25 protein-coding genes and 2 pseudogenes are annotated in these 23,728 nt (G+C 42.3%); 6 read left to right on the top strand and 21 right to left on the bottom strand.

The genetic code is table 11. The features are described 5' to 3' along the window. Positions 1 to 46 precede the first annotated feature (46 nt). Positions 47 to 736 (bottom strand): 50S ribosomal protein L1, encoded by a 690-nt coding sequence (rplA, locus tag K1I94_RS00900; protein WP_002894855.1) that lies wholly within the window; start codon positions 734 to 736, stop codon positions 47 to 49. A 101-nt stretch (positions 737 to 837) separates the two neighbouring features. Further along, entirely contained in the window at positions 838 to 1,263 is a 426-nt protein-coding gene (rplK, locus tag K1I94_RS00895; RefSeq protein ID WP_002894851.1) for a 50S ribosomal protein L11, read from the bottom strand. Positions 1,264 to 1,414: 151 nt separating this feature from the next. Between rplK and K1I94_RS00890 the strand changes: the two genes are divergently transcribed. Continuing rightward, a complete protein-coding gene (locus K1I94_RS00890) occupies positions 1,415 to 1,762 on the top strand; it encodes a DUF3397 domain-containing protein (protein ID WP_002897148.1) in 348 nt (115 codons plus the stop codon). 110 nt (positions 1,763 to 1,872) lie between these two features. On the opposite strand, the gene gloA2 is transcribed toward K1I94_RS00890, so the two are convergent. From gloA2 to K1I94_RS00875, 3 genes are all read right to left on the bottom strand, one after another. Further along, positions 1,873 to 2,259 (bottom strand): SMU1112c/YaeR family gloxylase I-like metalloprotein, encoded by a 387-nt coding sequence (gene gloA2, locus K1I94_RS00885; RefSeq protein WP_223314130.1) that lies wholly within the window; start codon positions 2,257 to 2,259, stop codon positions 1,873 to 1,875. Between the two features lie 107 nt (positions 2,260 to 2,366). After that, on the bottom strand, positions 2,367 to 4,673 hold the full coding sequence (locus K1I94_RS00880) for a DNA translocase FtsK (RefSeq protein ID WP_223314129.1): 2,307 nt from the start codon (positions 4,671 to 4,673) through the stop codon (positions 2,367 to 2,369). Between the two features lie 130 nt (positions 4,674 to 4,803). After that, positions 4,804 to 4,986 (bottom strand): PspC domain-containing protein, encoded by a 183-nt coding sequence (locus tag K1I94_RS00875; RefSeq protein ID WP_002894843.1) that lies wholly within the window; start codon positions 4,984 to 4,986, stop codon positions 4,804 to 4,806. A gap of 227 nt (positions 4,987 to 5,213) precedes the next feature. On the opposite strand from K1I94_RS00875, the gene K1I94_RS00870 reads away from it, so the two are divergent. Genes K1I94_RS00870 through K1I94_RS00860 form a run of 3 tightly spaced genes read left to right on the top strand, consistent with a single transcriptional unit; the run spans position 5,214 to position 6,778 of the window. Then, positions 5,214 to 5,633: an NUDIX hydrolase gene (locus tag K1I94_RS00870; RefSeq protein ID WP_223314128.1), complete on the top strand. Its 420-nt coding sequence runs from the start codon at positions 5,214 to 5,216 to the stop codon at positions 5,631 to 5,633. 54 nt (positions 5,634 to 5,687) lie between these two features. After that, positions 5,688 to 6,506: a peptidylprolyl isomerase gene (locus K1I94_RS00865; RefSeq protein ID WP_223314127.1), complete on the top strand. Its 819-nt coding sequence runs from the start codon at positions 5,688 to 5,690 to the stop codon at positions 6,504 to 6,506. Between the two features lie 35 nt (positions 6,507 to 6,541). Continuing rightward, complete coding sequence (locus K1I94_RS00860; protein WP_223311718.1) at positions 6,542 to 6,778, top strand: zinc-ribbon domain-containing protein; 237 nt, start codon at positions 6,542 to 6,544, stop codon at positions 6,776 to 6,778. Positions 6,779 to 6,950: 172 nt separating this feature from the next. Here the strand turns inward: K1I94_RS00860 and K1I94_RS00855 are convergent, their stop codons facing one another. The 16 genes and pseudogenes from K1I94_RS00855 to K1I94_RS00785 all read right to left on the bottom strand — a co-directional run. Next, complete coding sequence (locus K1I94_RS00855; protein WP_223314126.1) at positions 6,951 to 7,838, bottom strand: class C sortase; 888 nt, start codon at positions 7,836 to 7,838, stop codon at positions 6,951 to 6,953. Positions 7,839 to 7,910: 72 nt separating this feature from the next. Next, the gene (locus tag K1I94_RS00850; RefSeq protein ID WP_223314125.1) at positions 7,911 to 9,353 is read right to left on the bottom strand and encodes an isopeptide-forming domain-containing fimbrial protein; all 1,443 of its coding nucleotides are present in this window, start codon (positions 9,351 to 9,353) and stop codon (positions 7,911 to 7,913) included. A gap of 60 nt (positions 9,354 to 9,413) precedes the next feature. Beyond that, complete coding sequence (locus K1I94_RS00845; protein ID WP_223314124.1) at positions 9,414 to 10,880, bottom strand: isopeptide-forming domain-containing fimbrial protein; 1,467 nt, start codon at positions 10,878 to 10,880, stop codon at positions 9,414 to 9,416. 56 nt (positions 10,881 to 10,936) lie between these two features. Further along, positions 10,937 to 12,397, bottom strand: coding sequence for a SpaA isopeptide-forming pilin-related protein (locus tag K1I94_RS00840; protein ID WP_223314123.1), 1,461 nt, complete (start codon positions 12,395 to 12,397; stop codon positions 10,937 to 10,939). Between the two features lie 89 nt (positions 12,398 to 12,486). Next, positions 12,487 to 14,532 carry an Sgo0707 family adhesin gene (locus tag K1I94_RS00835; protein ID WP_223314122.1) on the bottom strand — a complete coding sequence of 682 codons (2,046 nt, stop codon included), beginning with the start codon at positions 14,530 to 14,532 and terminating at the stop codon, positions 12,487 to 12,489. 166 nt (positions 14,533 to 14,698) lie between these two features. After that, positions 14,699 to 16,240: an ABC-F family ATP-binding cassette domain-containing protein gene (locus K1I94_RS00830; protein ID WP_002894827.1), complete on the bottom strand. Its 1,542-nt coding sequence runs from the start codon at positions 16,238 to 16,240 to the stop codon at positions 14,699 to 14,701. Between the two features lie 111 nt (positions 16,241 to 16,351). Continuing rightward, entirely contained in the window at positions 16,352 to 16,660 is a 309-nt protein-coding gene (locus tag K1I94_RS00825; protein WP_002894826.1) for a DUF898 family protein, read from the bottom strand. Positions 16,661 to 16,673: 13 nt separating this feature from the next. Next, entirely contained in the window at positions 16,674 to 17,366 is a 693-nt protein-coding gene (locus K1I94_RS00820; protein ID WP_002897135.1) for a 5'-methylthioadenosine/adenosylhomocysteine nucleosidase, read from the bottom strand. A 76-nt stretch (positions 17,367 to 17,442) separates the two neighbouring features. After that, complete coding sequence (gene macP / locus K1I94_RS00815) at positions 17,443 to 17,865, bottom strand: cell wall synthase accessory phosphoprotein MacP (RefSeq protein ID WP_002897134.1); 423 nt, start codon at positions 17,863 to 17,865, stop codon at positions 17,443 to 17,445. A 12-nt stretch (positions 17,866 to 17,877) separates the two neighbouring features. Continuing rightward, complete coding sequence (locus K1I94_RS00810; protein WP_002894822.1) at positions 17,878 to 18,429, bottom strand: NUDIX hydrolase; 552 nt, start codon at positions 18,427 to 18,429, stop codon at positions 17,878 to 17,880. Positions 18,430 to 18,437: 8 nt separating this feature from the next. Further along, positions 18,438 to 19,817: a bifunctional UDP-N-acetylglucosamine diphosphorylase/glucosamine-1-phosphate N-acetyltransferase GlmU gene (gene glmU, locus K1I94_RS00805; RefSeq protein WP_223314121.1), complete on the bottom strand. Its 1,380-nt coding sequence runs from the start codon at positions 19,815 to 19,817 to the stop codon at positions 18,438 to 18,440. Between the two features lie 127 nt (positions 19,818 to 19,944). Then, positions 19,945 to 20,739: a hypothetical protein gene (locus K1I94_RS00800; RefSeq protein ID WP_223314120.1), complete on the bottom strand. Its 795-nt coding sequence runs from the start codon at positions 20,737 to 20,739 to the stop codon at positions 19,945 to 19,947. A 210-nt stretch (positions 20,740 to 20,949) separates the two neighbouring features. Beyond that, a complete protein-coding gene (locus K1I94_RS11390) occupies positions 20,950 to 21,021 on the bottom strand; it encodes a hypothetical protein (RefSeq protein ID WP_398578208.1) in 72 nt (23 codons plus the stop codon). A gap of 114 nt (positions 21,022 to 21,135) precedes the next feature. Further along, on the bottom strand, positions 21,136 to 21,762 hold the full coding sequence (locus tag K1I94_RS00795; protein WP_009659349.1) for a PadR family transcriptional regulator: 627 nt from the start codon (positions 21,760 to 21,762) through the stop codon (positions 21,136 to 21,138). Positions 21,763 to 21,856: 94 nt separating this feature from the next. Beyond that, positions 21,857 to 22,306 carry an ASCH domain-containing protein gene (locus K1I94_RS00790; RefSeq protein ID WP_009659308.1) on the bottom strand — a complete coding sequence of 150 codons (450 nt, stop codon included), beginning with the start codon at positions 22,304 to 22,306 and terminating at the stop codon, positions 21,857 to 21,859. A gap of 49 nt (positions 22,307 to 22,355) precedes the next feature. Continuing rightward, a pseudogene (locus tag K1I94_RS00785) lies at positions 22,356 to 22,532 on the bottom strand (DUF7716 domain-containing protein); the annotation flags it as partial. On the opposite strand from K1I94_RS00785, the pseudogene K1I94_RS00780 reads away from it, so the two are divergent. Both K1I94_RS00780 and K1I94_RS00775 read left to right on the top strand, forming a co-directional pair. After that, positions 22,532 to 22,795: pseudogene (locus K1I94_RS00780) on the top strand (transposase); the annotation flags it as partial. The pseudogenes K1I94_RS00785 and K1I94_RS00780 sit on opposite strands and share 1 nt — an antisense overlap. A 186-nt stretch (positions 22,796 to 22,981) precedes the next feature. Next, positions 22,982 to 23,671 (top strand): DUF6796 family protein, encoded by a 690-nt coding sequence (locus K1I94_RS00775; protein WP_009659303.1) that lies wholly within the window; start codon positions 22,982 to 22,984, stop codon positions 23,669 to 23,671. Positions 23,672 to 23,728 lie beyond the last annotated feature (57 nt).

The following is a 23,728-nucleotide window of genomic DNA, read 5'->3' as shown; positions in this document are numbered from 1 at the left end:
TTTTATTTCAAAAAAAGAACTACCCAAAAGCAGTTCAATTTAATTCTTAAAGTGAGTTTACGTCAACCTTGATACCAACACCTTGCGTAGTAGTGATAGTCAGGTTGGTTACATAAGTACCTTTAGCAGTAGCTGGTTTTGCTTTTTGGATTGTGTCGTTGAAAGCTTTGAAGTTTTCAACCAACTTGTCAGCTTCAAATGAAACTTTACCAATGATAGCTTGTACGTTACCTGCACGGTCTGCACGGTAAGTAATCTTACCACCTTTAGACTCTTCAACTGCTTTTGCAACGTCCATTGTTACAGTACCAGTCTTAGGGTTTGGCATCAAGTTACGAGGTCCAAGGACACGTCCAAGGCGACCTACAAGAGCCATCATGTCAGGTGTAGCGATTACTACGTCAAAGTCCAACCAACCGTCGTTGATTTTTGCAACGAGATCATCTTCACCAACGAAGTCTGCACCAGCAGCTTTCGCTTCCTCTGCTTTAGCACCACGTGCGAAAACAAGAACGCGTGAAGTTTTACCAGTTCCGTTTGGCAATACCATTGCGCCACGGATTTGTTGGTCAGCTTTTTTAACGTCGATGTTCAGGTTGTAAGCAACTTCTACAGTTGCATCGAATTTTGCAAAGTTAGTTTCTTTTGCAAGTGCTACAGCTTCTTCTACGCTGTATGCTTTTGTGCTGTCGATTTTTTCAAGAGCAGCACGAAGTTGTTTGCTTTTTTTAGCCATTTTATCTTTCTCCTTGTAAGTGGTTCAATCGATTTTCATCTCCCACGTCACTCGTCAATCTGATCAAGTGTAGTGCGGGCAAATGGGATGAACGTTATTGATTAGTCAACAACAGTGAATCCCATAGAACGAGCAGTACCTTCAATCATACGCATTGCAGACTCGATGTTTGCAGCGTTCAAATCTGGCATCTTAGTTTCAGCAATTTCTTGTACTTGCGCACGAGTAACTGTTGCAACTTTCGTTTTGTTTGGCTCACCAGAACCTTTTTCAACACCTGCAGCTTTCTTCAAAAGAACAGCAGCTGGCGGAGTCTTAGTCACGAAAGTGAATGATTTGTCTTCGTATACTGAGATAACAACTGGAATAATCATACCAGCTTGATCAGCTGTACGAGCGTTGAACTCCTTAGTGAATCCCATGATGTTGATACCGGCTTGACCAAGCGCAGGACCAACTGGTGGAGCTGGAGTAGCTTTACCAGCAGGGATTTGCAATTTTACAAGTTTTTCGACTTTTTTAGCCATTTTTAAATCCTCCTTTGTGGTTTTGGCGGTAAATAAAGATTTTTACCTCCCACAAGTATGCTTTTCGCATACCTTTCTATTATACACTAAACTTTGTTAAATGCAAGGAATTTTATCTTCTTTTTTGAATTTTTTGTGGTAAAATAATCTTATGACACTATTAAAGATTGCTTCGATTTTATTTATCTTTTTAACATTGATTTTAACCACTATTACAGTGCGAGTTTTTCAATTAAGAAAATACGGTTTAAACTTTGCGGACTTGGCTTTTCCGCTTTTTGTTGTGGAATTTTATATTATTTCAGACAAGGCCTACTATCATAGCTTGCTGCCCCAGCTGACTCTAGCTCTATCAGTTCTCGCTATCGCCATCACCATCTATTTTCTCAAGAAAAAACGGAGCTTCTACTACCCTAAGTTCTTTAAGTTCTTCTGGCGAGCAGGTTTTCTTCTGACCTTCTTCATGTACCTAGCCATGGTCATCGGACTCTTTTTGTAATAATGTAAAACAAAACCCATCGGTTATCAGATAGCCGATGGGTTTTTCATATGCGGGATTTACAAGTCCTTCTTTTGCCGTGAAAGAAGGACCTCCCGATTTTCCTAGTCTTATTCGTGAATCTCCAGAGGCAGGCCATCCGGATCAAAGAAGAAAGCCATCTTACGGCCGTCAAAGTCATCATAGCGCAGCTCAGTATGAGGAATCTCCAAACGGTCAAATTCCACTAGCGTTTCTTCGACATTTGTCACTCGGAAGGCCAGGTGCCGTAGACCGGTATGCTCTGGAGCAGGCAGAGCTGGCCGCTTGGGTGCTTCTTCCTTGATAAAAATTTCCAGAGTTAGATTTCCCTTGCGAACGTTAAAGAGAATGTCCTGCTTGTCTGGACGATGGTGTTCATCCAGCTGCTCAAAGCCTAGCTTATCCACATAAAACTCTCTGGTCTTGCCATAATCATGACCAATGATAGCTATATGGTGAATGGTGTCCAGTTTCATACTTCTTTCCTTTCCGTTGAGTGAGTAGAGAAAATCTGCCGACTGATTGCTGGCAGATTTGTTTTTATCAAATGATTATCTTGCTAGCAGACTAGTGAAAATAAAGATCAATTCGTCTGCAAAACTTTTCTCGGCTTGGTTCCTTCGGCTGGTCCGATAACGCCTGCTGCTTCAAGTTCTTCCATGAGACGTGTGGCCCGGTTAAATCCGACTGAGAGTCGCCGCTGAATCATAGAAGCGCTGGCTTTCTGAGTTTCGATGACCAAGGCCTTGGCTTCTTCAAAGAGCGGATCTCCTCCATCATCGCCTCCGCCAGACTCCATATCGCCTTCAGATACTTCACCCGGATCAAAGCTATCGTCATAGTCAGCTTCAGCTTGATTCTTGACAAAGGCTACGATTCGCTCCACATCTTCATCCGAGATAAAGGAGCCCTGCAAACGAACTGGATGGTTTTCATCAATAGGCTTAAAGAGCATATCCCCACGACCCAAGAGCTTTTCTGCTCCATTTTCATCCAGAATGGTCCGACTGTCTGTCCCACTGGATACAGCAAAGGCAATCCGAGAGGGTACATTGGCCTTAATCAGACCCGAGATAACATCTACAGATGGCCGTTGGGTAGCCAGAATCATGTGAATTCCAGCCGCACGTGCCTTTTGTCCCAGACGAATAATGGCATCTTCTACTTCCTTGCTGGCCACCATCATAAGGTCAGCCAACTCGTCCACGATGACGACGATTAAAGGCAGGGGCACTTGCTTGTACTCTGACTGAGCATTGTACTCGACTACTTTAGCATTATAGCCAGCAATGTTACGGGCACCGACCTTGGAGAAGAGTTCATAGCGATTTTCCATCTCGTCTACAACCTTCTGCAGGGCGCGGCTGGCCTTGCGAGGATTGGTTACGACTGGAATAAGCAAGTGGGGAATGTCATTATAAACGGACAGCTCCACCATCTTAGGATCCACCATCATAAACTTGACTTCATCCGGTCTGGCTTTCATGAGAATGCTGGCAATAATACCGTTGACGGCCACAGATTTTCCAGAACCAGTAGAGCCCGCTACCAAGAGATGGGGCATCTTAGCCAAGTCAAAGGAGCGGACAGAGCCGTTGACAGCCTTCCCAAGTGGGATTTCTAGGAGCTTGTTGGCATCCGTTTTCGACTGTTCCCAGAGTTCTCGGAAAGTCACGGTCGCAACTTCAGAGTTGGGTACTTCAATCCCGACTAGGGATTTCCCAGGAATTGGTGCCTCAATCCGTACATCCTTGGCAGCTAGGGCAAGAGCCAAGTCATCAGCCAGATTGGAAATCCGATTGACCCGAACACCAACAGCTGGCTTGACCTCGTACTTAGTGACGGAAGGTCCGATTTCAGCCCGCTCAACAGCAGCCTTGATCCCAAAACTAGCAAAGGTCTCTTCCAAAATCTTAATATTGTCGCGGACAATGCGCTTTTCTTTAGACTGATTCTTAGGCTTGTCGGGCGCAAAGAGATTGATGGTCGGCAGCTTGTAGTCCAGACTTTCCTTGGCGGTAAAGTCCACTTCTACGTCTACGTCCGCCTCTGCCTCTTCCGTCTCTTCTTCGCGACCAAAGTCCAGAGCCTCATGAGGATCATACTCTCCCACTTCCTCATAGTCTGCTTCGTCAAAGTCCACAGCTGTATCTGACAAGTCCTCATCATCTAAAATCTCTCCTGTTTCAGGATCAACTTCGGCTTCTTCTTGCTCTACTTCAATAGCTTGCATAGCTGCCTGTGCCGCTTTTTCTTCCTGCTCCAGGAAACGGAGCTGCCGCTTTTCTTCCTGCTTCTCTCTCCAATTTTGAAAGGCTGCCATAGCCTTTTCTGAAATGTCATAGATAGACCACGGGCTCATAAGCAGACCGCCCAAAAGAATGAGCAGCAGACCGAAGAAATAAGAACCAATATTTGAAAAAAGGAAAGAGATAGGCGCATAAAGGAGAGAGCCCAGCAGGCCGCCACCCGCGAAGGAGGTGACCTTAAAGGCTGTCAGATCAGTCAAAACTCTGCCTAGAGTTGTGGATAAGACAGATGCTCCTTCTAGCTTTAACACGCTGACGAAATAAGCTTGGAAAATTAACTCCAGTCCCAAAAAGAGGCTGATAAATCCTGAAACCGTCCCTTCGTGCTTGTGCAGCCACTTGAAAAAAAAGAGATAGCCAAAGCTGGCCAGAATAGCCAGATAGGCCAAGCTTCCCACCAAGAGGCGAATCATATTATAAATGGTAACCCCAAAGGCGCCCAGCTTTATAGCTGCAAACAAAAGAATAAGAGCCAACACAAAGGTGGCAATCATTCTCTTTATTGCTTTTTGTCTTTCTAATTCTGCTTTTGTTGGCCGACGAGTTGTCCGGCCTTTTTTCGTGTTTTTCTTAGTTGCCATAACCCTTATTATACCATATTTGAGCCTTAGATGAGAAATCTTTTATCTAGATCAGAAACAAAAAAACTTATTTATCCACGCAAAAAGAACTGGGCTAGCCAGTTCTCATTTCACTATCACAAAATTCTTATTAAGCCTCTGGCATAACCGCCCAAGCAATCAAGTAAGCCAAGACACCTGTACCTGCCACACAGACCAAAAGAATCCAAATAACACGAACCAAGGTTGGATCTAAATCAAAGTAGTTTGCGATACCAGCACATACACCAGCGATTTTCTTGTTTTTGACATCTCTTGTCAGTCTTTTCTCCATGGAAAACACTCCTTATTATTTTTACACTGTTTATTTTACCATAACATTTCTCTATGCACAAGTTCGCCTGCTATTAAGCTCTCTCTTCAGATAAAATTTAATTACATCAAGATGAATTTGTTCACTCTACCATACTTTTAACAAGTCTCAGCAAAACTCTTGTTCTTGTGGTAGAATAGAGGGACATTTTAATTAGCTCACAGTAAAAATACATGAGGAGGAAGATAATGCGAGCCGGAGTCATTCTTTTCAATCCCCAAACCAAGCAAATACTGCTCATCCACCGCTGGAAAAATGGAGAAGAGTATTTTGTGATACCGGGAGGCGGGGCTGAGTCAGGTGAGACTGCAGTCCAAGCAGCTCAGCGAGAAATTCAGGAAGAGCTGGGTTGGAGCTTATCTGAAGAGCAGCTGCAGCCAGCCTTTACTTTCAGAAATGGCCACCGCTTAGAAATCTATTTTCGCGCCACTATCAGCCATACATCAACGCCAATGATTCAGGGCGAGGAATCCCTTCGCAGTCATACCCAGAATATCTATCAACCTGAATGGTTAGACATAGAAGCAATTTGCGGCCTAAACTTACGGCCATCAGGACTTAAAAATCTGCTTCTGGATTGTCTGACACAGGAGGGTTTGAAAAACTAGCTTAATTGTAGTAAAATATCAGTAGTTTACAATCTAATGCGAGAAAGGTTTTATATGAAAAAAATTCTTCTTATCAGCCTCTTATCAGGACTTGTCTTGGCTGGCTGCTCTGGCAAAGGCAAGGAAAAGGAGACTGCTAACTCCTCCGACCCATCCAGCAGTTCCTCTCTAGTGAGCTCTAGCTCTGACCCAGAGGAAACCAGCAAACTCCGTGAGCAATTCAAGGATGCCATGACCAACGAAAATGCCAACTTCCCGCAGCTATCTACAGAAGTTGCTGAAGATGAGGCAGAAGTCAAGTTGGTAACGACTGAAGGCGATATCCGCATCAAGCTCTTTCCAAAACAAGCCCCACTGGCTGTCGAAAACTTCCTGACCCATGCCAAGGAAGGCTACTATGATGGCGTCTTATTCCACCGTGTTATCAATGAATTTATGATTCAGACCGGAGATCCTAAGGGCAACGGCACTGGAGGCGAGTCTATCTGGAAGGGAAAAGACAAGTCTAAAGACTCTGGAAACGGCTTTAAAAATGAGTATTCTCCATATCTCTATAATATTCGTGGTGCCCTATCTATGGCCAATGCAGGCCCTGATACCAATGGCAGTCAGTTCTTTATCAACCAAAGCAAGAAAGATTTGACTAGCCAAATGTCTACGGATTCTTTCCCAGCTAAAATCATCGAAGCCTATAAAAACGGTGGAAATCCTACTTTAGATGGCGGTGCTTATACCGTATTCGGCCAAGTGTTGGAAGGTATGGATGTGGTGGACAAAATCGCTGCCGCAGAAACAGACGATAATGACAAGCCTAAAAAAGATATCAAGATTGAAAAAATCGAGATTATCAAGGACTATGACTTCAGCAAATAAGCTGACCGCCCAACCAATAAAGGAGGGAAATCAATATGATTATCTGGGGATATAAAGGTTATCAGAAAAACTTAGGACAGACCCAAAGCAATATCGAGTGTGCCAACTGCCATAACATCGCACCTTGGGACATTATTGAAACCGGCCGAAAGTTTACACTTTATTGGATTCCTACCTTTCCTTACGGTAGAAAACATTACCTCACCTGCCCAGTCTGCCAGCACGGCAAACAGATTGAAAAGCAGGAAATCGAGCAGTTTTTGAATTATTAGTATTAAAAAGCGACTGAGACAAATCTTGTATCAGTCGTTTTTTGTAAGAGTAAAATATGAAGACTAGTTATCTTATCGTATGAGGATTTTTAAGAATAAAGTACTGTTACCTTGATAAAAAAGAAATTATCTTCTTCATTAATTCTCACATAACTGTTCCTATTTCCATAAATCATTTAGCATGACGCCCCTTTTTGCACTGTTTGCGATAAACGGCTGATCTCAAACCTGTTTTACGACGTAGCTCAGCTCTTTTTTTCTTTCTTCTGACATAAAGGAGAAACAAAATAAAGATTAGCACAAGAAGAATAATAGCTATACAAATCCAAGGAATCACATCTGTCCTCTTCTTACTTGATTTAGAAATGTTCTTCTCATTTGGAACTCGGTGACCTCTAACTAACAAGCGGTGACTATTTATCCCATAAGGGGTACAGGTAACCAGTGTGCAATAATCCTGATCTGGGTCAATGGCCAAAGAAGAAATATCTTCAGGCTCAACCGTCAAGGTCTGATCCACTTGATAAGTGATAGTCTTTCCCAAGACATGGATCATAAACCGATCTCCATTTTTTAATTTGTCAATATCTGTAAACAGCTTAGCTGAAGGCAAACCTCGGTGACCTGATATAACTGAGTGGGTCCCTTGACCGCCAACTGGCAGTGAACTTCCTGGAATATGCCCAATTGCTACTTGCAAAATAGCATCATCTGTCCCATGGTAAATGGGCAGGTTGGTTCCTAGCTTAGGAATTTCCACATAAGCCATAATGCCAGTCCCTGTAACATCTAATAGGCTATTGTAGTTGTTTTTTTCTTCCTCTGAAAGACGATAGTTAGGAACAACTCCTTTTTCGAGGGTTTGATTATAGACCTCTGCAGCCGCTCTCATCTCATCTGCTTTACTCGTGTCTAGCTTTTCTACTTTATTTTCATAATTTGAAATAGCTTGCGACTGATGATAAGAGTTCCAAAGTTCACTTACAGTAGGGTAGAGTAACAATCCTATCCCACTAACTAAAAATAAAATTAGCAAAAAATTAATAAGATGTTTTTTCATAATATTTATTCAGTCGCATAAGAAAGGAAAAGAGATAGTATACTTCATCTACCTCTTCCTTTCTCCCTAAGATTACCTAGAGTCAGCGCGTTTCTTGATAATAAATAGAACTCCAGCACCAAGAACTAGGCTTGTTCCGATTAGGTAAAGAATGGTTGTTCCAATTCCACCTGTGTTTGGCAGAAGAGCACCTCGCTTATTGACCACTTTCAGGGTGATTACACCAGTATTGACATTAGAATCAAATGTCGCGGTCGCTGAAGTTGCTGTCAGATTTGTCAAAGCTCCTGTGGAGTCGATTGTACCTGAAATGGTAAACTCGACATCTTTCATAGCATTGTAGCCCACTGGAACTGTACTTTCCACAAGCTTGTAGTCACCCGAATCCAGCCCCATAAAATCAAATCTGCTGTTTGATCCAGCTTCAAACTTTTTAATCTCAGTGTATTGGTTATTAATCTTCTTATAAAGAGTAAATCCTGCACCAGCAAGAGCTGCTTGGTTTTCTTTGACCTTATTCACTGTCAGCTGGTAGGTATAGACATTTGCCTTGGTTTCAGGAGTTTCAGTAGTTGAAGAATTATTTCCATTTGGATCATTTGAATAGGTCAGGCTAGCTATATTAGGATTTCCTACCCCACCCATTATAGGATAATTGTTTAAACTTGCAGTGTAGCGAACGACAATCTTACTAGATGCTGTAACTTCTTGATTGCCTTTAAGATCACCAGCAGTTATCGTAATGACATTGCCTGTATAGGAAATTGGGAAAAATGTTGAAATGTCTTTTTCAGTTCCACCTTCTTTTAGATAAACTCGAGCATCATTATTATAGGTCATTCCAGCAGGAATCGTATCCTTGATTGTAAATACATATTGCGGAAATTCAGCATAGTTGCTTGGAAGAGTTGCCGTAATTTGGAAAGGAATATTTTGTCCAATTCTATATTCCGTCGCTGCAGTATAATTTTGAGAGCCATTAGCTTGAACTTGTTTTGTAAGAGTTGGAACATCTGCTTTCACGGCTACAGTTGTATCCTTGGCCACTTGCAGCATAAATCTAGTATAGGCTTGACCACTTCTATTATCCAATGATCCCCGACTATCCTTAATAAGATAGTAACCAGATTTTAGTCCTGAAATGGTTGTCGTACCTTGCTGGGATTTAACGGTTGTTACACCTGAACCTGATAAATATTGATTCAATTCTTGGGCAAAGGCTTTAGCCTCCGCAGAGTCATTTTGTTTACCGCTTAAAGAAGCTGCTTTATCAGAAGCATCTCCAAAATGAGTTCTACCTGCTCCAGTAACCCCAGGTCCCCACTCGATATTGGTCAAGGTGTTGCTAGCATCTAAAGTCCCTGAAAAAATATGATAGACTTCGTAAGTGTGACCAGTTGTCGTTCCGGTCAGTTGGATGGTGTAGGTCGTTGTATCAGCCGATACGACCGGTAGCCCTGCAAAAGTCATGATAAAGACCAAGACGGTCATTAATAGTTGTTTTAATTTTTTCATTTTAATCTCCTTTGGGGAGGGAGATGAATTAAACGTTCATCACTTCCTCTAGTTCTCCTTTTATTTTGTTGAAACACGTTTTTTGACTACAAAGAGCACGCCTGCTCCAAGCACAAGACTTGTGCCGACTAGGTAGAGAATGGTTGTTCCAATTCCACCTGTGTTTGGCAGAAGGGCTCCTTGCTTATTGACCACTTTCAGGGTGATAATACCAGTATTGACATCGGTCTCAAATGTCGCGTTTGCTGAAGTTGCTGTCAGGTTTGTCAAAGCTCCTGTGGAGTCGATTGTTCCTGAAATAGTAAACTCGATATCTTTCATAGCATTGTATCCTGCAGGAACTGTACTTTCAACCAGCTTGTAGTCACCAGAATCAAGCCCCTTAAAATCAAAAGTGGTCTCAGAGCCAGCTTCAAACTTCTTGATTTCAGTGTATTGATTATTGACTTTCTTATAAAGAGTAAATCCTGCACCAGCTAGAGGGTCTTGATTTTCTTTGACCTTATTTACTTTTAGCTGGTAAGTGTAAACCTTGGCTTTACTATCAGGTGTTTTTGCTGTAGAATTAGAATTTTTTTCGTTTGGCTCGTTTAAGTAAGTCAAGCTCACTGTGTTTTCATTACCAGCTACCCCAGTGATAGCTTTATCTCCAAGCGTCGTACTGTAACGAATGATAAACTTACTTGAAGCTGTTATTGTTACATCGCTCAATCGATCTAGATAGTAATTAACAATATTTAATCTAATGCCTTCACCTGCCTGATAGATGTAAGTGTTAAATTTACTTGTAACATCCGTCTCTATATTACCGTTTTTTAGAATAACCTGAGCATCGTAATTATAAGTCAACCCTGGCGGCATGATATCATCGATGACCAATTGATAGGAAGAATAGTCAGCATAGTTGCTCGGAAGAGTTGCTGTTAGCTCAAAGTAAACCTTGTCACCAATCGCATAGTCTGCCGCTGAAGAGTATGTATTGGAGTCACTTGCCTTAACCTTTTTAGTAATGGTTGGTGAACTTGATTTTATTGCTACATTAGTATCCTTTGAAACGAGTAGCATAAAACGAGTATAGCTTTCTCCTTCTTTACCAGCCAACGAATTATATCTGTCTCTAATCAAGTAGTAACCCGGCTCTAAGCCAGAAATAGTTGTTGTTCCGTCTTCACTAGAAACTACCTTAGTAGGTCCGTACGTTAAGTATTGAATGATGTCTTTTGCAAAGGTCTTTGCTTCTTCAGAGTCATTAGCTTTACCACTGAGACTGGCAGCTTTCGCACTTGCTGTCCCCATGTAGAATTCAATATTCGCCTGATTAACTGCCGAGCCCCACTCGATATTGGTTAAGGTGTTGCTAGCATCTAAAGACCCTGAAAAAATCTGATAGACATCGTAAGTATGACCAGCTGTCGTTCCAGTCAGTTGGATGGTGTAGGTCGTTGTATCAGCTGATGCGGCCGGTAAACCTGCAAAAGTCAGGACAAAGACCAATATAGTCATCAATAGTTGTTTTAATTTTTTCATTATAATCTCCTTTTGAGGAAGAGACTGATTTCCCGTTCAGTTCTTCTGATTTTATCCTATTTTTTATTCACTCTTTTCTTTAACATCCATAAGATTCCTGCACCTAGCACAAGCCCTGTACCACTCAGGTAAAGGATCGTCGTTCCGATTCCACCAGTGTTTGGCAGAAGAGCTCCTTTTTTATTGACAATTTTCGTAGTAAAAATTCCATTTGTCAATTCATAAGTAAAAGTTGCTCTGTCTGAAGTTGCTTGAATAGCGGTTCGAGTAATTGGCAATGTCGGATCGTAGGTTGCTCGTAGGCTAAACTCAATATCCTTCATGGTGTTGTAGCCTTTTGGAGTGATTGTTTCTACTAGTTTATAATCTCCAGATCCCAGTCCTTTAAAGGCTGAGAAATTACTTCTTTTGTATTCTTGTGTAGTTCCAACCTTTACATACTGATCGTTTACTTTTTTATAAAGAGTAAACTCTGCTCCTGGAAGAGCTCCTCCCCTTTCATCCACCTTATAGACATTAAGTTGGTAGGTATGGATCTGAACTTTGCTTTGGGGCGTTGTCCCGATTGATTTTGCCAAAGCCGTATTAGGGTTATTTGAAAAGCTTAGACTAGCCACATTCATATTAGTATTGGCACTGGCATGTGTTGTTGCGTATTGATTCAGTTGAGCAGTGTAGCGAACCACAATCTTACTAGAAGCATCTACATTTGGCACCTGCCTCAAATTACTAGTTGCTATGGTTAAATTACGAGACGATTCTACAGAAATATTAAAATGGTCAGTTATCAAGCTTTCTTCATCACCGCGTTTTAGATAAACTTGCACATCATTATTATAAGTCAAACCAGGCATTAAACTATCATTAAAAGATAGCTCATACTCAGAATAATCATCCAAGTTCCTTGGAAGTGTTGCCGTCAGTTGGAATGGAACCATGTCACCGATGGAATAATCCGTTATAGTCGTTTCCTCTCCCGTCGTACTTGACTTGGTGACCTTAGTAAGACTAGGAACATCAGACTTGATTGCTACTGTCGTATCTCTTGCCACCTGCAGCATAAAACGAGTGTATGTCTCATTTTTTTTGTATAAAGTATTATTTACTTCCTTAATCAAATAGTAGCCTGGAGCCAAGCCAGAAATAGTCGTTGTCCCATTTTGGCCTGATACTGTTTTTCGTCCACCGCCGGATAAGTATTTTGAAATTTCCTGAGCAAATTCTCTTGCTTCTTGCGAATCATCCCCTTTAGCACTTAAAGAGGCTGCTTTATCAGCCGCGTCTCCAAATCTTCTTTTACCTGAATCCCAAATTCCCGGAGCCCATCTAATATTGGTAAGAGTATTCGTGGCTGGATTGAGGTCTCCAAGAAAAATCGGATGAGCTTCGTAAGTATGGCCTGTTGATGTCCCAGTCAGCTGAATGGTATAGGTCGTGTCTGCTGATACGACCGGAAGGTTGGAAAAAGCCAAGACAAAGACCAAGACCGCCATGACCAGCTGTTTTATCTTTTTCATTATAATCTCCTAATTTTTTCTTCACTCAAGCTTGATCTTCGAGATATCCCATTCCTCTTCAAAACTTTCGTGATTTCCTATCTTTTTCTTTATTGAAATTTCCTATATAGTTTATTTCGGACAATCAGCCAAAGAGCTAAGCCCAATGTGATGACAGAGCCACCCCAGAGGTATAAGATGGTTCCATTCCCACCTGTTTCTGGAAGGACATATTTTTTTATAGCTGTCGGATTGCTCGTCCTATTTGTTTCTAATGTAAACAGATCTGTCGATACTTGAGCTGAGCTTTGAAGAATGTGCCCATCTACATCCTGATCCACTCGGACTTTAAAGGACACTTCTACTGTCTCCTCTGGTGCCACCCTTCTTCTCCAAGTTAATCTTCTATTAGAAAAGTCATCATATACGGTTGAACCATTGACATAGTCCGTATGTTCAGGTAGTTCATCGGTAATGGTGACATCCAACTCCCTGTCACTGGTATTCTTGTAGGTGATTTTATAGGTTAGAACATCATTGGCTTTGACTTCCTGGTTATCAATATTTTCATTATTTTTATTGAAGACTTCTTTTCTTGGCTTTTCGTATTCTTGAAAATTCCATATTCCAGTGAAAAGTACATCTTGATTTTGAATCGTGTCAGATTCTTTATCATAGTTTTGGAAAACCCAATTTCCTTCTGAAGTACTGACAAGTCTTTTATTCCCTTTGGGGGAATCCGGTGTAACCGTCGAACCATTTTCCAGGTTATGTTGATCTTGCGGTAGCACATTCAAAACTTCTTGAGGAAGTGATTTATCCTGAGTTCCACTTTCAAATTGGTAACTTTTCTTGTAGAGAACATTAGTTGTAACGATTTCTGATGAAACAGGGATATTATCAATTTCTTGTGCGACCCTATTTTCAATAGGCGCTCTATTTTGTAAAATGTTATCGTTTGTTTTTGTCTTGTATATAATAGTAAATTCTTTTCCAGAATTGCTACTGGTCAGGTGCTTGGCATTGATTGCCACCGTTACCTTTTGTCCATCTCTGGCCAGTGTATAGTCAGCATCTTGGGTCAACGTCCGACCGTCCAATTGAAGAGTCAAGCTCTGAAAATCCAAACGATTGTCCAAAGTTTCAATCATCTGCATTGAAGATAGAGAGCCAATGACTTCCTTACCAGGGGTTGGCATAGTAAATTTGGCTGTATAATTGAGAGATTCTCCGGCAAGGGCAGGAAGCTTATCCTTTGAAGCCTGCTTCACTGGTGCCTTTGGAGCCTCTGTATAAAAGCCAAACAAACCGCCACTACCTGCCGTCGTTGTAAATTCAAATCGAACGGCGTTGGTTTCAGAACGAACCGCAAATCCTGAAACATTGTGTTCATCACTATCTCCCTGCGTACTTCTTGTAGGGTGCCATGTCGTTTTATTGCCCACTAAAGTTTCATTAAGGGCATAGGAAGTGTTTTTTACGATTTTATTTAATGCTATATCTTTATCATAGATTGAAAAATTTTCTTCTCGACCAAGTGCATTATAGACCACATCAATATCAGACGGCAACATAACCATTTTTAGATCTGTGGGCGTTCCGTCCTGATATCTCAATTCTGCAGTGACATCCGTATCCAGAGCAAAGCCTCCATGCATATCATGAGTAAGAGTTGGATGCGATGGCCAAATATAGTCCATAATCTGGATGGATTTGCCTCCCCAGTTTTCATCCACTGTCAGAAAGGGGACAAGCGTCTTATTTGGATCCTGGTAATCTGCATTTCTCTGAACCAGATAAGTGTCTATACTGTGGAAGGTCACATAAACATCAACAGCCTTGCCATTAACAATACCTGCATTGTTAAACCGCAATTGAATGGGGCTATTAAAGGTTTGCTGAGTTTGGTTTTTATCTACTCTTAGCGAGAAGACCGTACTTTCTTTCCAGTTTCCATTAGCTGGGATAAAATCCCTTTCGACCGAGGCGCCTTGACTTAGGACCTCCATATTATCCTGAGTCAAGGTAAACTGATAAATATCAAGCGTTGATAGATTCGTGCTTTCAGTAAGCTCCGTAACAGCATAGACTGCTGAAGAAAAGAGCACAAAAATAAAAGTCAACCCAAAAAGAAATGACTTAACATATTTTTTCATAAGGTATTTCATAATAATTTCCATTTAGTCTTCAAAAAAAGAACTGCTTATGGATATACTAGCAGTTCTTTACATATTTGTCAAGGTGTCTAAATAAAATTGAGCACCTTTTAGACTTGAAATTTCTCTTGATTGTCAACTTTCAATTTGATTAAAATCAATGCTCTTAAGTCAACTGGTTAAAATCCCAGATCTGGTCCATCCAGCCTTCATAGAAATCAGGCTCGTGACAGACCATGAGGATGCTGCCCTTGTATTCTTTCAGAGCTCGTTTGAGCTCTTCCTTGGCATCTACATCCAGGTGATTGGTCGGCTCGTCCAGCACCAGAACATTATTTTCTCGATTCATGAGGAGGCAAAGGCGAACCTTAGCTTGCTCCCCACCTGAAAGAACCTGAATCTGGCTCTCGATGTGCTTAGAAGTCAAGCCACATCTAGCTAGAGCCGCTCGGACTTCTGCCTGATTAAGTGCCGGAAAGGCGTTCCAGACTGCTTCCAGCGGTGTCTGACGATTGCCACCTTCGACTTCCTGCTCGAAATAACCCAGCTCCAGATAGTCCCCACGCTCGACCTGACCTGAAATAGGCGGGATAATCCCCAACAAACTCTTGAGCAGGGTTGTTTTTCCAATCCCATTCGCTCCGATGATTGCTACCTTCTGATTGCGCTCAAAGGTCAGGTTAAGGGGCTGGGTTAGCGGTCGGTCGTAGCCAATCTGCAAATCCTTGGCTTGGAAAATAAAGCGGCCAGGTGTCCGGGCAGGTTTGAAGTCAAATGAAGGCTTAGGCTTCTCACTCTGCAGCTCAATAATATCCATCTTATCCAGCTTTTTCTGGCGGGACATAGCCATATTACGGGTCGCCACGCGGGCTTTGTTGCGAGCTACAAAATCCTTGAGGTCAGCAATTTCTTTCTGCTGGCGCTCATAGGCTGCTTCCAGCTGAGATTTTTTCATCTCATAGACTTCTAAGAATTGATAATAATCCCCAGAATATCGGGTCAAGTGCTGATTTTCTACATGGTAGACGATATTGATGACGTCATTCAGGAAAGGAATATCATGCGAGATCAGAACAAAGGCATTTTCATAGTTCTGTAGATAACGCTTGAGCCAGTCAATGTGCTCAGCATCCAGATAGTTGGTTGGCTCGTCCAAAAGCAGGATATCCGGTTTTTCCAGAAGCAGCTTAGCCAAGAGAACCTTGGTCCGCTGCCCACCAGACAGCTCTGTCACATCACTCTCCATACCGTAGTCCATAACACCTAGTGCCCGTGCGACCTCGTCAATTTTGGCATCTAGCGTATAGAAATCCCGGCTCTCCAAGCGGTCCTGCAGTTCGCCCACTTCTTCCATCAGAGCATCAACGTCCGCTCCTTCCTCAGCCATGCTCATATAGATTTCATTGATACGAGCCTCGGTCTTGAAAAGCTCATCAAAGGCCGTGCGCAAAACATCGCGGACAGACTGGCCTTGCTCCAAAACAGCATGCTGGTCCAGATAGCCAGCCGTCACATACTTGGACCACTCGACCTTACCTTCGTCTGGCAGCATTTTACCCGTCACAATACTCATAAAGGTTGACTTTCCCTCACCATTGGCACCGACCAGGCCGATATGCTCACCCTTGAGCAGGCGGAAGGATACATCCTCAAAAATAGCCCGGTCTCCGAAACCGTGGCTGAGATTTTTTACTTCTAAGATACTCATTTTTTCTCCTCTATCATTGATTGCAGTTCCTTGATTATACCATCAAAAGGGATTTTTTGGCAAGACTGAAGAAAGGGAAAAGCGAGCCACTTAGGTCTCGCTTGCTTGTTCTCAATTCACATGATGCGTATGCTTGGTAATCCACTGGGTCAGTTTGATTTTCAGCCAAAAGCCATAAATACCAAAGGTAACAATGGTCAGGAGCCACCACTTGATCCAATTCCCAAAAAGCTGCATGGCAGTACCATCAAAGTAAAGACGGTGCCCGTCAATAACTGTATGTTTTATCTTCCAATTATACAGAATACACATGCCCCAAGGTGCACAAATTCCCAGCGTAAATACTGTAATCAAGGTAGCTAAAATCACATGACCGATGTAAGAAAAGAGACCACCATCAAAATAAGACTCTTTGTACATACTATCTCCCCCTTTAAACCAACTCTTTCAGAAATTGAATCAGGGTCTCTGCAGAGCGTTTACCAGCTTCAAGAATGAATTCGTCAAAAGTGACATTGGCATCATGGCTAGCTGTGTCGCTCATGGCCCGAATAACCATAAAAGGCAGGCCAATCGAGTGAGTAGCCTGGGCAATAGCTGCCCCTTCCATCTCAACAGCCAAGACATCTGGAAAATGCTCCTTGATGCGGTCAATCTTGTCTTGACCAGCAACAAAGCTGTCACCTGTCGCAATCAAACCTACTCTAGCCTTCTGATGAGTCTTGTCTAAAATTTTCTTCATTTCAGCAACCAGATAGCGACTCGCTTCAAAATAGAGTGGCTGTCGTGCCATCTGACCGTAGTCATAGCCAAAGGCCGTCACATCCACATCATGGTAGACCAGACGATCTGCGACCACCACATCGCCGATAGCCAAACCTTCTGCCACTGCTCCAGCTGAGCCTGTATTAATCACAGCTGTAACCTTGAAATCATTGACCAGAACAGTCACACTCATAGCGGACATAACCTTGCCAATCCCGCTTTCGACTAACACCACTTCATGGTAGCCGATGGAGCCCGTATGATAGACATGGCCCAAACGTAGGTGCTTCTGCGGGTTTTCTAAATGCTCCAGCAGAATCTTCAACTCTTCGGGCATTGCTGCGATAATTCCAATTTTCATATAATACCTCAAATCATCTGATGAAAAAGAAGCTTAGACAGGCTAGGCTTCCTTTTAAGTGCAATAGAGCAGGTTTTTAAGGCCACCAAATAATAGCAGCAATCAAACCAATCAGCAGGATAACTACCCAAAGGAGAATCTTATTGAGTTTGGCTTGAAAGAGGCTCCGCTTTTGGTTTTCAATCCGACGGCTCTTAGTCACGGTCGGATCTACCTCAATGTGGAGAGTCTCATCCGTAAACTCCTCTTGGTTTTGAGCAGTCTGATATCCAAAACGACTCTGATTCTGTTGAGACCGAGCTTCTTCATAACCAAAGCGGTTTTGAGGGCTTTGATAACCAAACTGAGTATCCTGTCGTCTAGACTGCTGCGAGCTAAAGGAGCTTCCGCCAGTTGAAAGAATCTTGGTTTCCTCGTCATCCATGAGAGGCGGCCCCGAAATATCCTCACCGCGGTTGGCCCGCTCAATGATTTCATCTGTTAATAAAGCTTTTCCCATTGATCTACGTTCCTATTTATTCAGATTTTTTTGTTCCCAGTACTGAAGGGCCATGATGGTCTTGGCATCGCAGATGTCACCGTTTTGCAGCAACTGATGCGCCTCCTCCAGACTGACTTCAAAAAGTTCCAATGTTTCATCCTCGTCTTGGGGACGAGGGTTTTCGACCTTTGTTAAATGGCTGGCGCTGTAGAGCTTGATTTTTTCATTACAAAAACCGATGGCAGAGTAGAAATCATAGACCAACTCCAACTGTCCTGTGTAGCCGGTCTCTTCTTCTAATTCTCGGAGGGCCGCCGCTTGAGGATCTGCATTCTCTCCTACCTCCAGCTTGCCAGCTGGAATCTCGTAAGAAGTCGCTTCAATTGCCTTGCGGTACTGCTTGACTAAAATCATCTTATTTTCCGGAGTGATAGCAATCACAGCCACCGCACCATTATGAAAAATCAAATCCCGTTGGGCTTGACCCTTGCCCTCTGGCAGCTCTACCTGGTCCTGAACCACTTTAAAAATCGGTCCCTGATAAATCTCCGTCCGTTGGACGGTTTTTTCTTCAAATTCCATGATTAAACCTACTTATTTTGAGGGTGATGAGGAAGTCGCTTAGCATAATCTTCCTTGTTAATCTGACGGCCACGTCCCAGAGCAATGGCATCTGCTGGTACATCCTTCGTGATGGTAGAACCCGCACCGACCAGTGAGTTATCACCCAGCTCAACTGGGGCAATAATGGTTGAGTTGGAACCAACAAAGACATTGTCGCCAATGACAGTCTTGTACTTCTTCTGACCATCATAATTGACTGTAATCGTACCTGCACCAAAATTGACATTAGCGCCAACTTCAGAGTTTCCAATGTAGGTCAAATGACCAGCCTTGGTATTTTCGCCAATTGACGATCCTTTAACTTCAACAAAGTTGCCGACATGGACATCCTTGGCCAGACTAGAACCTGGACGAATATGAGCGTAAGGTCCGACCGTCACTCCATCCGCAACACTTGACTCCTCAATCATGGAGTTGGTAATGACAGTCCGTTCTCCAATGACAGAGTCCACAATATAAGTACCATTGGTCAGGATTGTCTCTGCCCCAATCTTGGTCTGACCCTTCAGGGTCACATTTGCTTCAACCTGAACTTCAGGCGCAATCTCTACATCCACATCGATATAGGTCGCATGAGGATTGACAAAGCTGACACCGTTGACCATATGCTGCTGGTTAATCCGGCGGCGCATTACACTCTCAGCTGTAGCCAAAGCTACACGGTCATTAACCCCCAGACTTTCATCAAAGTCTTTCAGCGTATAAGCACCGACTTTCTCACCATTCTCGCGGAAAATACCAATCACATCTGTGATATAGTATTCACCTTGAGCATTATTGGTATTGATATTTTTGAGGGCTTCAAAGAGGCGAGCATTGTCAAAGACGTAAGTCCCCGTATTGATTTCCTTGATTTGCTGCTCAAAATCAGAAGCATCCTTCTGCTCAACAATTTTCAAAACTTCGTCGTGCTGGTTGCGAACAATACGGCCATAGCCGAAAGGATTATCTGCTTCTGCTGTCAGGATAGTCGCAACATTCTTGTGGTTGATATGGAAGTCAATCAGATTTTTCAGGCTTTCTCCTGTAATCAGAGGAGTATCGCCAGCAATGACCAGCGTCTGACCTGTCAGATTTTCCAAAACAGGCTCTGCCATCATAACGGCATGACCCGTTCCCAACTGCTCAGTCTGACGGACAAAGTCTGTCTGACCTGTCAAGACTTGCTCGACTAGCTCTGCCTTGTGCCCAACAACTGTCACGGTCTTTTCTGGATTAATGGCATTGACACTGCGGAACACATGTTCCAGCATGGAAATTCCTGCAACCTTGTGCAGTACCTTTGGTAAATCTGACTTCATGCGAGTACCTTTACCCGCAGCCAAAATAATCGCGTAATTTGTCATCAATTATCTCTTTTCTGTAGGATATCACCTTTATTATATCACTAAAAGGTAATTTTTAAAAATTTAAAATCAAGCCATTCCCTTAAAAATCTGCAACGAAAAAATTTTTGCACAAAAAAATCAGCCTTTAAACAGCTGATTTTGCTTCTTTTTCTTTGATTTTCTTTGGAAGATGGACTTTTGCTTTGCCATAGTCCTTGAAAACAGCCCGCTGCTTGAAGTAAATCAATTCTCCATCTAAGGCTGTATCTTCATCCAAATCCATGGTCATATCAATAGAGCGAATGGTCCGAGTCTTAGGGTCAACCACAAAGGCAACCTGACACTTCTCAATATCGATGGTCGTATCATAATGTTCATCATTATAAGCATAGTAAAAGGCATCGATAAGGTCATAGGCCAAATCACCTTCTGCTGTCACCGAAAACTCATAGCCCCCGTCCACTTTTTTCTTAGTCAGTTCTGACTCATTATCTACCATGACCTGCAGCAAAGCCTTAAAAGAGGACATGCCCGAATAGCCATCAATATGTTTCCGTGACTCAGTGTCATCAATGGTCTCAAATCCATCCTTTTCTTCCAAGTACATCCGATCTTCGCTGAAATAATGGGTCAGTTCTTGATCATCATAGGTTTCGTAAAGCTTAGCTAAATAAGGTGAATCTGAAACAGTCAGCTGTTTAACCGTCTTGGCTTTTCTTTTTTTGTAGCCTTCTAGATAGGTCGACTCAGACAGCCGATCCATGTAAAAACTATCATGATCGAATTTTTTCAAAGATGCATCCACTACAGCCGATAGCTTAAAGCGGGATTCAAGAGCTTCTGCGATTCCTCCAGGCTTAAAGTAAGTATAGAGAAAGGTTCCGCCAATCAGTATAAAGCAGACACAGCCGTAAATGATAAAAAAATGAACCTTCTTCAAAATCAATCCTCCTAGAAGCCTTCTGTCATTTTATAGCTTATATTATAAGCTTTTTTAGAGCTATTTTCAATCATTTTCAGAAACGGTCTTTGAAGACTGTTAAAAAATTAGTTTCTTTGGCCTTATGGATTTATATAGATTGCAGGCTTTAATCACTTTCTGTCTTCCCATTAAGATTTTCTTCTTTATTGGCCAGTCGCTCCATCCAAATCAGTTCTTTAAATCCTTTTTCAGAAGCTGACCGGCAATCCCTTGGTCCCGATAAGCCGCATCTACTAACAGATATTCAATATATCCTGTAGCGGAAGAAATGCTAATTGGTTTTTCAAACTCTCAAAGCCATTGCCATATGTATCAACAAGGCAAGTATCCACTACTTTTCGAATACTTAGTATCTCAGTCCTCTTTCTCATTTTCAGCCAACTGCTGGCGAAGCTTGCTAAACCAATCCAACTGAAAGCGGGCCGAATCCAGCCCAAATTCGAGCGTCTTCATTTCAAAATAGCCAATCTGGGAAATACTTTCAGCTAAATCAGCCGCCTGACTGGTCTCTATCAGCTCTGTAGCCAGATGGCTGTTCTGCTCTAGATAGGCCTTTACTTTTTCCTGCTCCTCCGTAAAACGAATCGCGTCTTTGACAGCTTCAAACTCTTGGACTTCAACTTCCAGTCCCTCAATAGTCAAATCCAGCATCTGGAGCTGCTCTTTCTTAGGTAGATAACCCATAAAGAGGAATTTCCCCAAGTCCATATTTTTGTTCTTGCTCATGTCGATAGGTGTTTTAAGCCACTCCAAAAACAAGATTCGTCCAGAAGCAGTAATGGCATATTCCTTTTTCATTTTTCCTTTTTCTACGTACTCCGAATAAGTCACTGCTCCTTGCTGGGACAGTTTTTTTAAGGCTGCTTGGATACTTCCCAGACTATCGCTGCACATGGAGCTGAAATTTTGCCGCATCACCTGACGAATTTCATAAACTGTAAAATGTTTTATCATGAGTAAGCCTAAAATTAATTTATCCATTTCTCCTCCAAATCACGATTTCTTTATATACCTAATAGTAACATTTTTGTTTCGATTTATCAAGGACAAACAAAAAGCCTATTCAAAAATAGACTTAAGCTTGATCCAGCGGATAGACCTTGCGAAATTCTTCTAGGACGACACCCGTTTCTTGGGAAAATTCCAAATCGGCTTCCACCAGACACTCCGTAAAAAATTCCTCATGGACTTGCTGCCAGTAGGCCAAGGATTTGTCTCCTTCTCCTTCCTTAAAAGCGTGTTCGGCTGAAATCTCATTAAAAGGCAGCACAGAGACTTTGGTGATTTCGATGATACAGACGGCTCTATTCCGGCTGTCTAGTATGATATCGAAAGTTCCTACTTGAGGTAGAGGCTCATTTTCAAACTTATAGAGCTCATAGACCGAAGCCGTCGCTGTCTTTTCACCACGAAGCACCAAATCAGCCAGTTGGTCTGCTTGGACACCGAAGGCCCAGGCATCAATCTCGTCACCAATCGCCGGATTGATTTTCTTGTATGCCTGCCACATTTCTTTTGGGGTCATCATTTCTCCTGTCTTTCTAAAATGATAATTATTGTTTATAAACATCTTCCTACAAAACTGTATCTTTATCAAAATCCATAAAGTCATCATGCTCATAATAGTAAAGCAGAGCCTGTAAACACTCTTGATCAGTTGCTTCTGCTTTCTGCTCCATAACTGACAAGAGAACATCCGCAAAATCTTCACCGTAATAAATCAACTCCAGCTCCTGCTCCCTTACTTGTCTTTGGACTCATTGAAGATACTATTTCTTATGTAAATCCTATTTTTCAAACTGTTTTTAAGACCTTCTTGAAAAACAAGGATAAGATCCTGAACGCACTGGAACTGCCCTACTCAAACATAAAACTAGAAGCTACTAACAACCTCATCAAAGTCATCAAGCGAAACGCTTTCGGATTTCGGAACTTTGACAATTTTAAAACTAGAATCCTCATCGCTTTGAACATCAAAAAGGAGAGGACTGATTTAGTCCTCTCCAGATTATAACTTCTCATCAACCCACTACAGTTGACAAAGAGCCCAAAAATCAAACATTTCCCACACTTTCTGAAATCATTTCATCCCCTTACATAGAAAGCAGACACCATTTTATAGCCTCTAGGCATTTCGAGACTTGCTTCCGTAACAAACCTTTGGTAAAATGTTAGCAACACAAGTCTAAAGGAGGCGCTTATGACTCAAAAAACGATCCGTCGCTGGGCTCCCTGGTCTATTTTAGGAAGCTGGCTGATTTATGTTGCAGATATATTGATTGCTATCTCTGACGGTTTTGGAAAGGGATTTTGGCAGCACATGCCTGATTTAGCAGCTTGGAAAGTTGATTTTGCAGGCTATGCCTTACTTCTTTTCCCGCTTTTAGGAATGGGCGTCTATATCCTCTCTATCGGGCTGAGACAAAAATGGCTAGGAATAATAGGAGCTTGGATTCTCATGACTGTCTGTGTTTTCCTCCACACCAGCTATTTCTATTTTGCCGCCACTTCGCGGCTGTATGCCCATAATCCCTCTGCCGATATTGCAAAATTACTAGAAAGCTTTTCAATAGTGAAAAATAACTTTCTGCTTATTTATTTCGTACTTATGGCTGTACTTCTCCTATTTATTGTTATCCTCGTTTTGAGTAAGAAAACGGCTTACCCGCGCTGGTTTGCCCTAACAACTCCCTTAACAGGAATTCTCCTTAGTCGGCTACTCAGCGCTATTGCACCAGCCCTTCGCGAAATGCTTTCTCCTATTCTCATTCCCGCCTTTTGGTTTGCTTTAATGATAACAATAGCCATGATTTTTGCCCTAAAGGACAAAAACTTTACCAACAAGGAAGCAAGTAGCTGTCCTGAAAATTCAGTTCTCCATTTTCCTTAGCATACAAACAGAAATCATCATCTAGCTCTTCCGATTTTACAGCCTCAATGATGTCTT

It is taken from the genome of Streptococcus sanguinis (assembly GCF_019929145.1).
Lineage (GTDB): Bacteria > Bacillota > Bacilli > Lactobacillales > Streptococcaceae > Streptococcus > Streptococcus sanguinis_U.
This window is presented reverse-complemented; position numbering and strand designations above follow the sequence as displayed.

Excerpts from the sequence above, each read along its gene's own strand:
- rplA (WP_002894855.1), bottom strand. The coding sequence starts at position 736 with ATGGCTAAAAAAAGCAAACAACTTCGTGCTGCTCTTGAAAAAATCGAC.
- rplK (WP_002894851.1), bottom strand. The coding sequence starts at position 1,263 with ATGGCTAAAAAAGTCGAAAAACTTGTAAAATTGCAAATCCCTGCTGGT.
- K1I94_RS00890 (WP_002897148.1), top strand. The coding sequence starts at position 1,415 with ATGACACTATTAAAGATTGCTTCGATTTTATTTATCTTTTTAACATTG.
- gloA2 (WP_223314130.1), bottom strand. The coding sequence starts at position 2,259 with ATGAAACTGGACACCATTCACCATATAGCTATCATTGGTCATGATTAT.
- K1I94_RS00880 (WP_223314129.1), bottom strand. The coding sequence starts at position 4,673 with ATGGCAACTAAGAAAAACACGAAAAAAGGCCGGACAACTCGTCGGCCA.
- K1I94_RS00875 (WP_002894843.1), bottom strand. The coding sequence starts at position 4,986 with ATGGAGAAAAGACTGACAAGAGATGTCAAAAACAAGAAAATCGCTGGT.
- K1I94_RS00870 (WP_223314128.1), top strand. The coding sequence starts at position 5,214 with ATGCGAGCCGGAGTCATTCTTTTCAATCCCCAAACCAAGCAAATACTG.
- K1I94_RS00865 (WP_223314127.1), top strand. The coding sequence starts at position 5,688 with ATGAAAAAAATTCTTCTTATCAGCCTCTTATCAGGACTTGTCTTGGCT.
- K1I94_RS00860 (WP_223311718.1), top strand. The coding sequence starts at position 6,542 with ATGATTATCTGGGGATATAAAGGTTATCAGAAAAACTTAGGACAGACC.
- K1I94_RS00855 (WP_223314126.1), bottom strand. The coding sequence starts at position 7,838 with ATGAAAAAACATCTTATTAATTTTTTGCTAATTTTATTTTTAGTTAGT.
- K1I94_RS00850 (WP_223314125.1), bottom strand. The coding sequence starts at position 9,353 with ATGAAAAAATTAAAACAACTATTAATGACCGTCTTGGTCTTTATCATG.
- K1I94_RS00845 (WP_223314124.1), bottom strand. The coding sequence starts at position 10,880 with ATGAAAAAATTAAAACAACTATTGATGACTATATTGGTCTTTGTCCTG.
- K1I94_RS00840 (WP_223314123.1), bottom strand. The coding sequence starts at position 12,397 with ATGAAAAAGATAAAACAGCTGGTCATGGCGGTCTTGGTCTTTGTCTTG.
- K1I94_RS00835 (WP_223314122.1), bottom strand. The coding sequence starts at position 14,532 with ATGAAAAAATATGTTAAGTCATTTCTTTTTGGGTTGACTTTTATTTTT.
- K1I94_RS00830 (WP_002894827.1), bottom strand. The coding sequence starts at position 16,240 with ATGAGTATCTTAGAAGTAAAAAATCTCAGCCACGGTTTCGGAGACCGG.
- K1I94_RS00825 (WP_002894826.1), bottom strand. The coding sequence starts at position 16,660 with ATGTACAAAGAGTCTTATTTTGATGGTGGTCTCTTTTCTTACATCGGT.
- K1I94_RS00820 (WP_002897135.1), bottom strand. The coding sequence starts at position 17,366 with ATGAAAATTGGAATTATCGCAGCAATGCCCGAAGAGTTGAAGATTCTG.
- macP (WP_002897134.1), bottom strand. The coding sequence starts at position 17,865 with ATGGGAAAAGCTTTATTAACAGATGAAATCATTGAGCGGGCCAACCGC.
- K1I94_RS00810 (WP_002894822.1), bottom strand. The coding sequence starts at position 18,429 with ATGGAATTTGAAGAAAAAACCGTCCAACGGACGGAGATTTATCAGGGA.
- glmU (WP_223314121.1), bottom strand. The coding sequence starts at position 19,817 with ATGACAAATTACGCGATTATTTTGGCTGCGGGTAAAGGTACTCGCATG.
- K1I94_RS00795 (WP_009659349.1), bottom strand. The coding sequence starts at position 21,762 with ATGGATAAATTAATTTTAGGCTTACTCATGATAAAACATTTTACAGTT.
- K1I94_RS00790 (WP_009659308.1), bottom strand. The coding sequence starts at position 22,306 with ATGACCCCAAAAGAAATGTGGCAGGCATACAAGAAAATCAATCCGGCG.
- K1I94_RS00775 (WP_009659303.1), top strand. The coding sequence starts at position 22,982 with ATGACTCAAAAAACGATCCGTCGCTGGGCTCCCTGGTCTATTTTAGGA.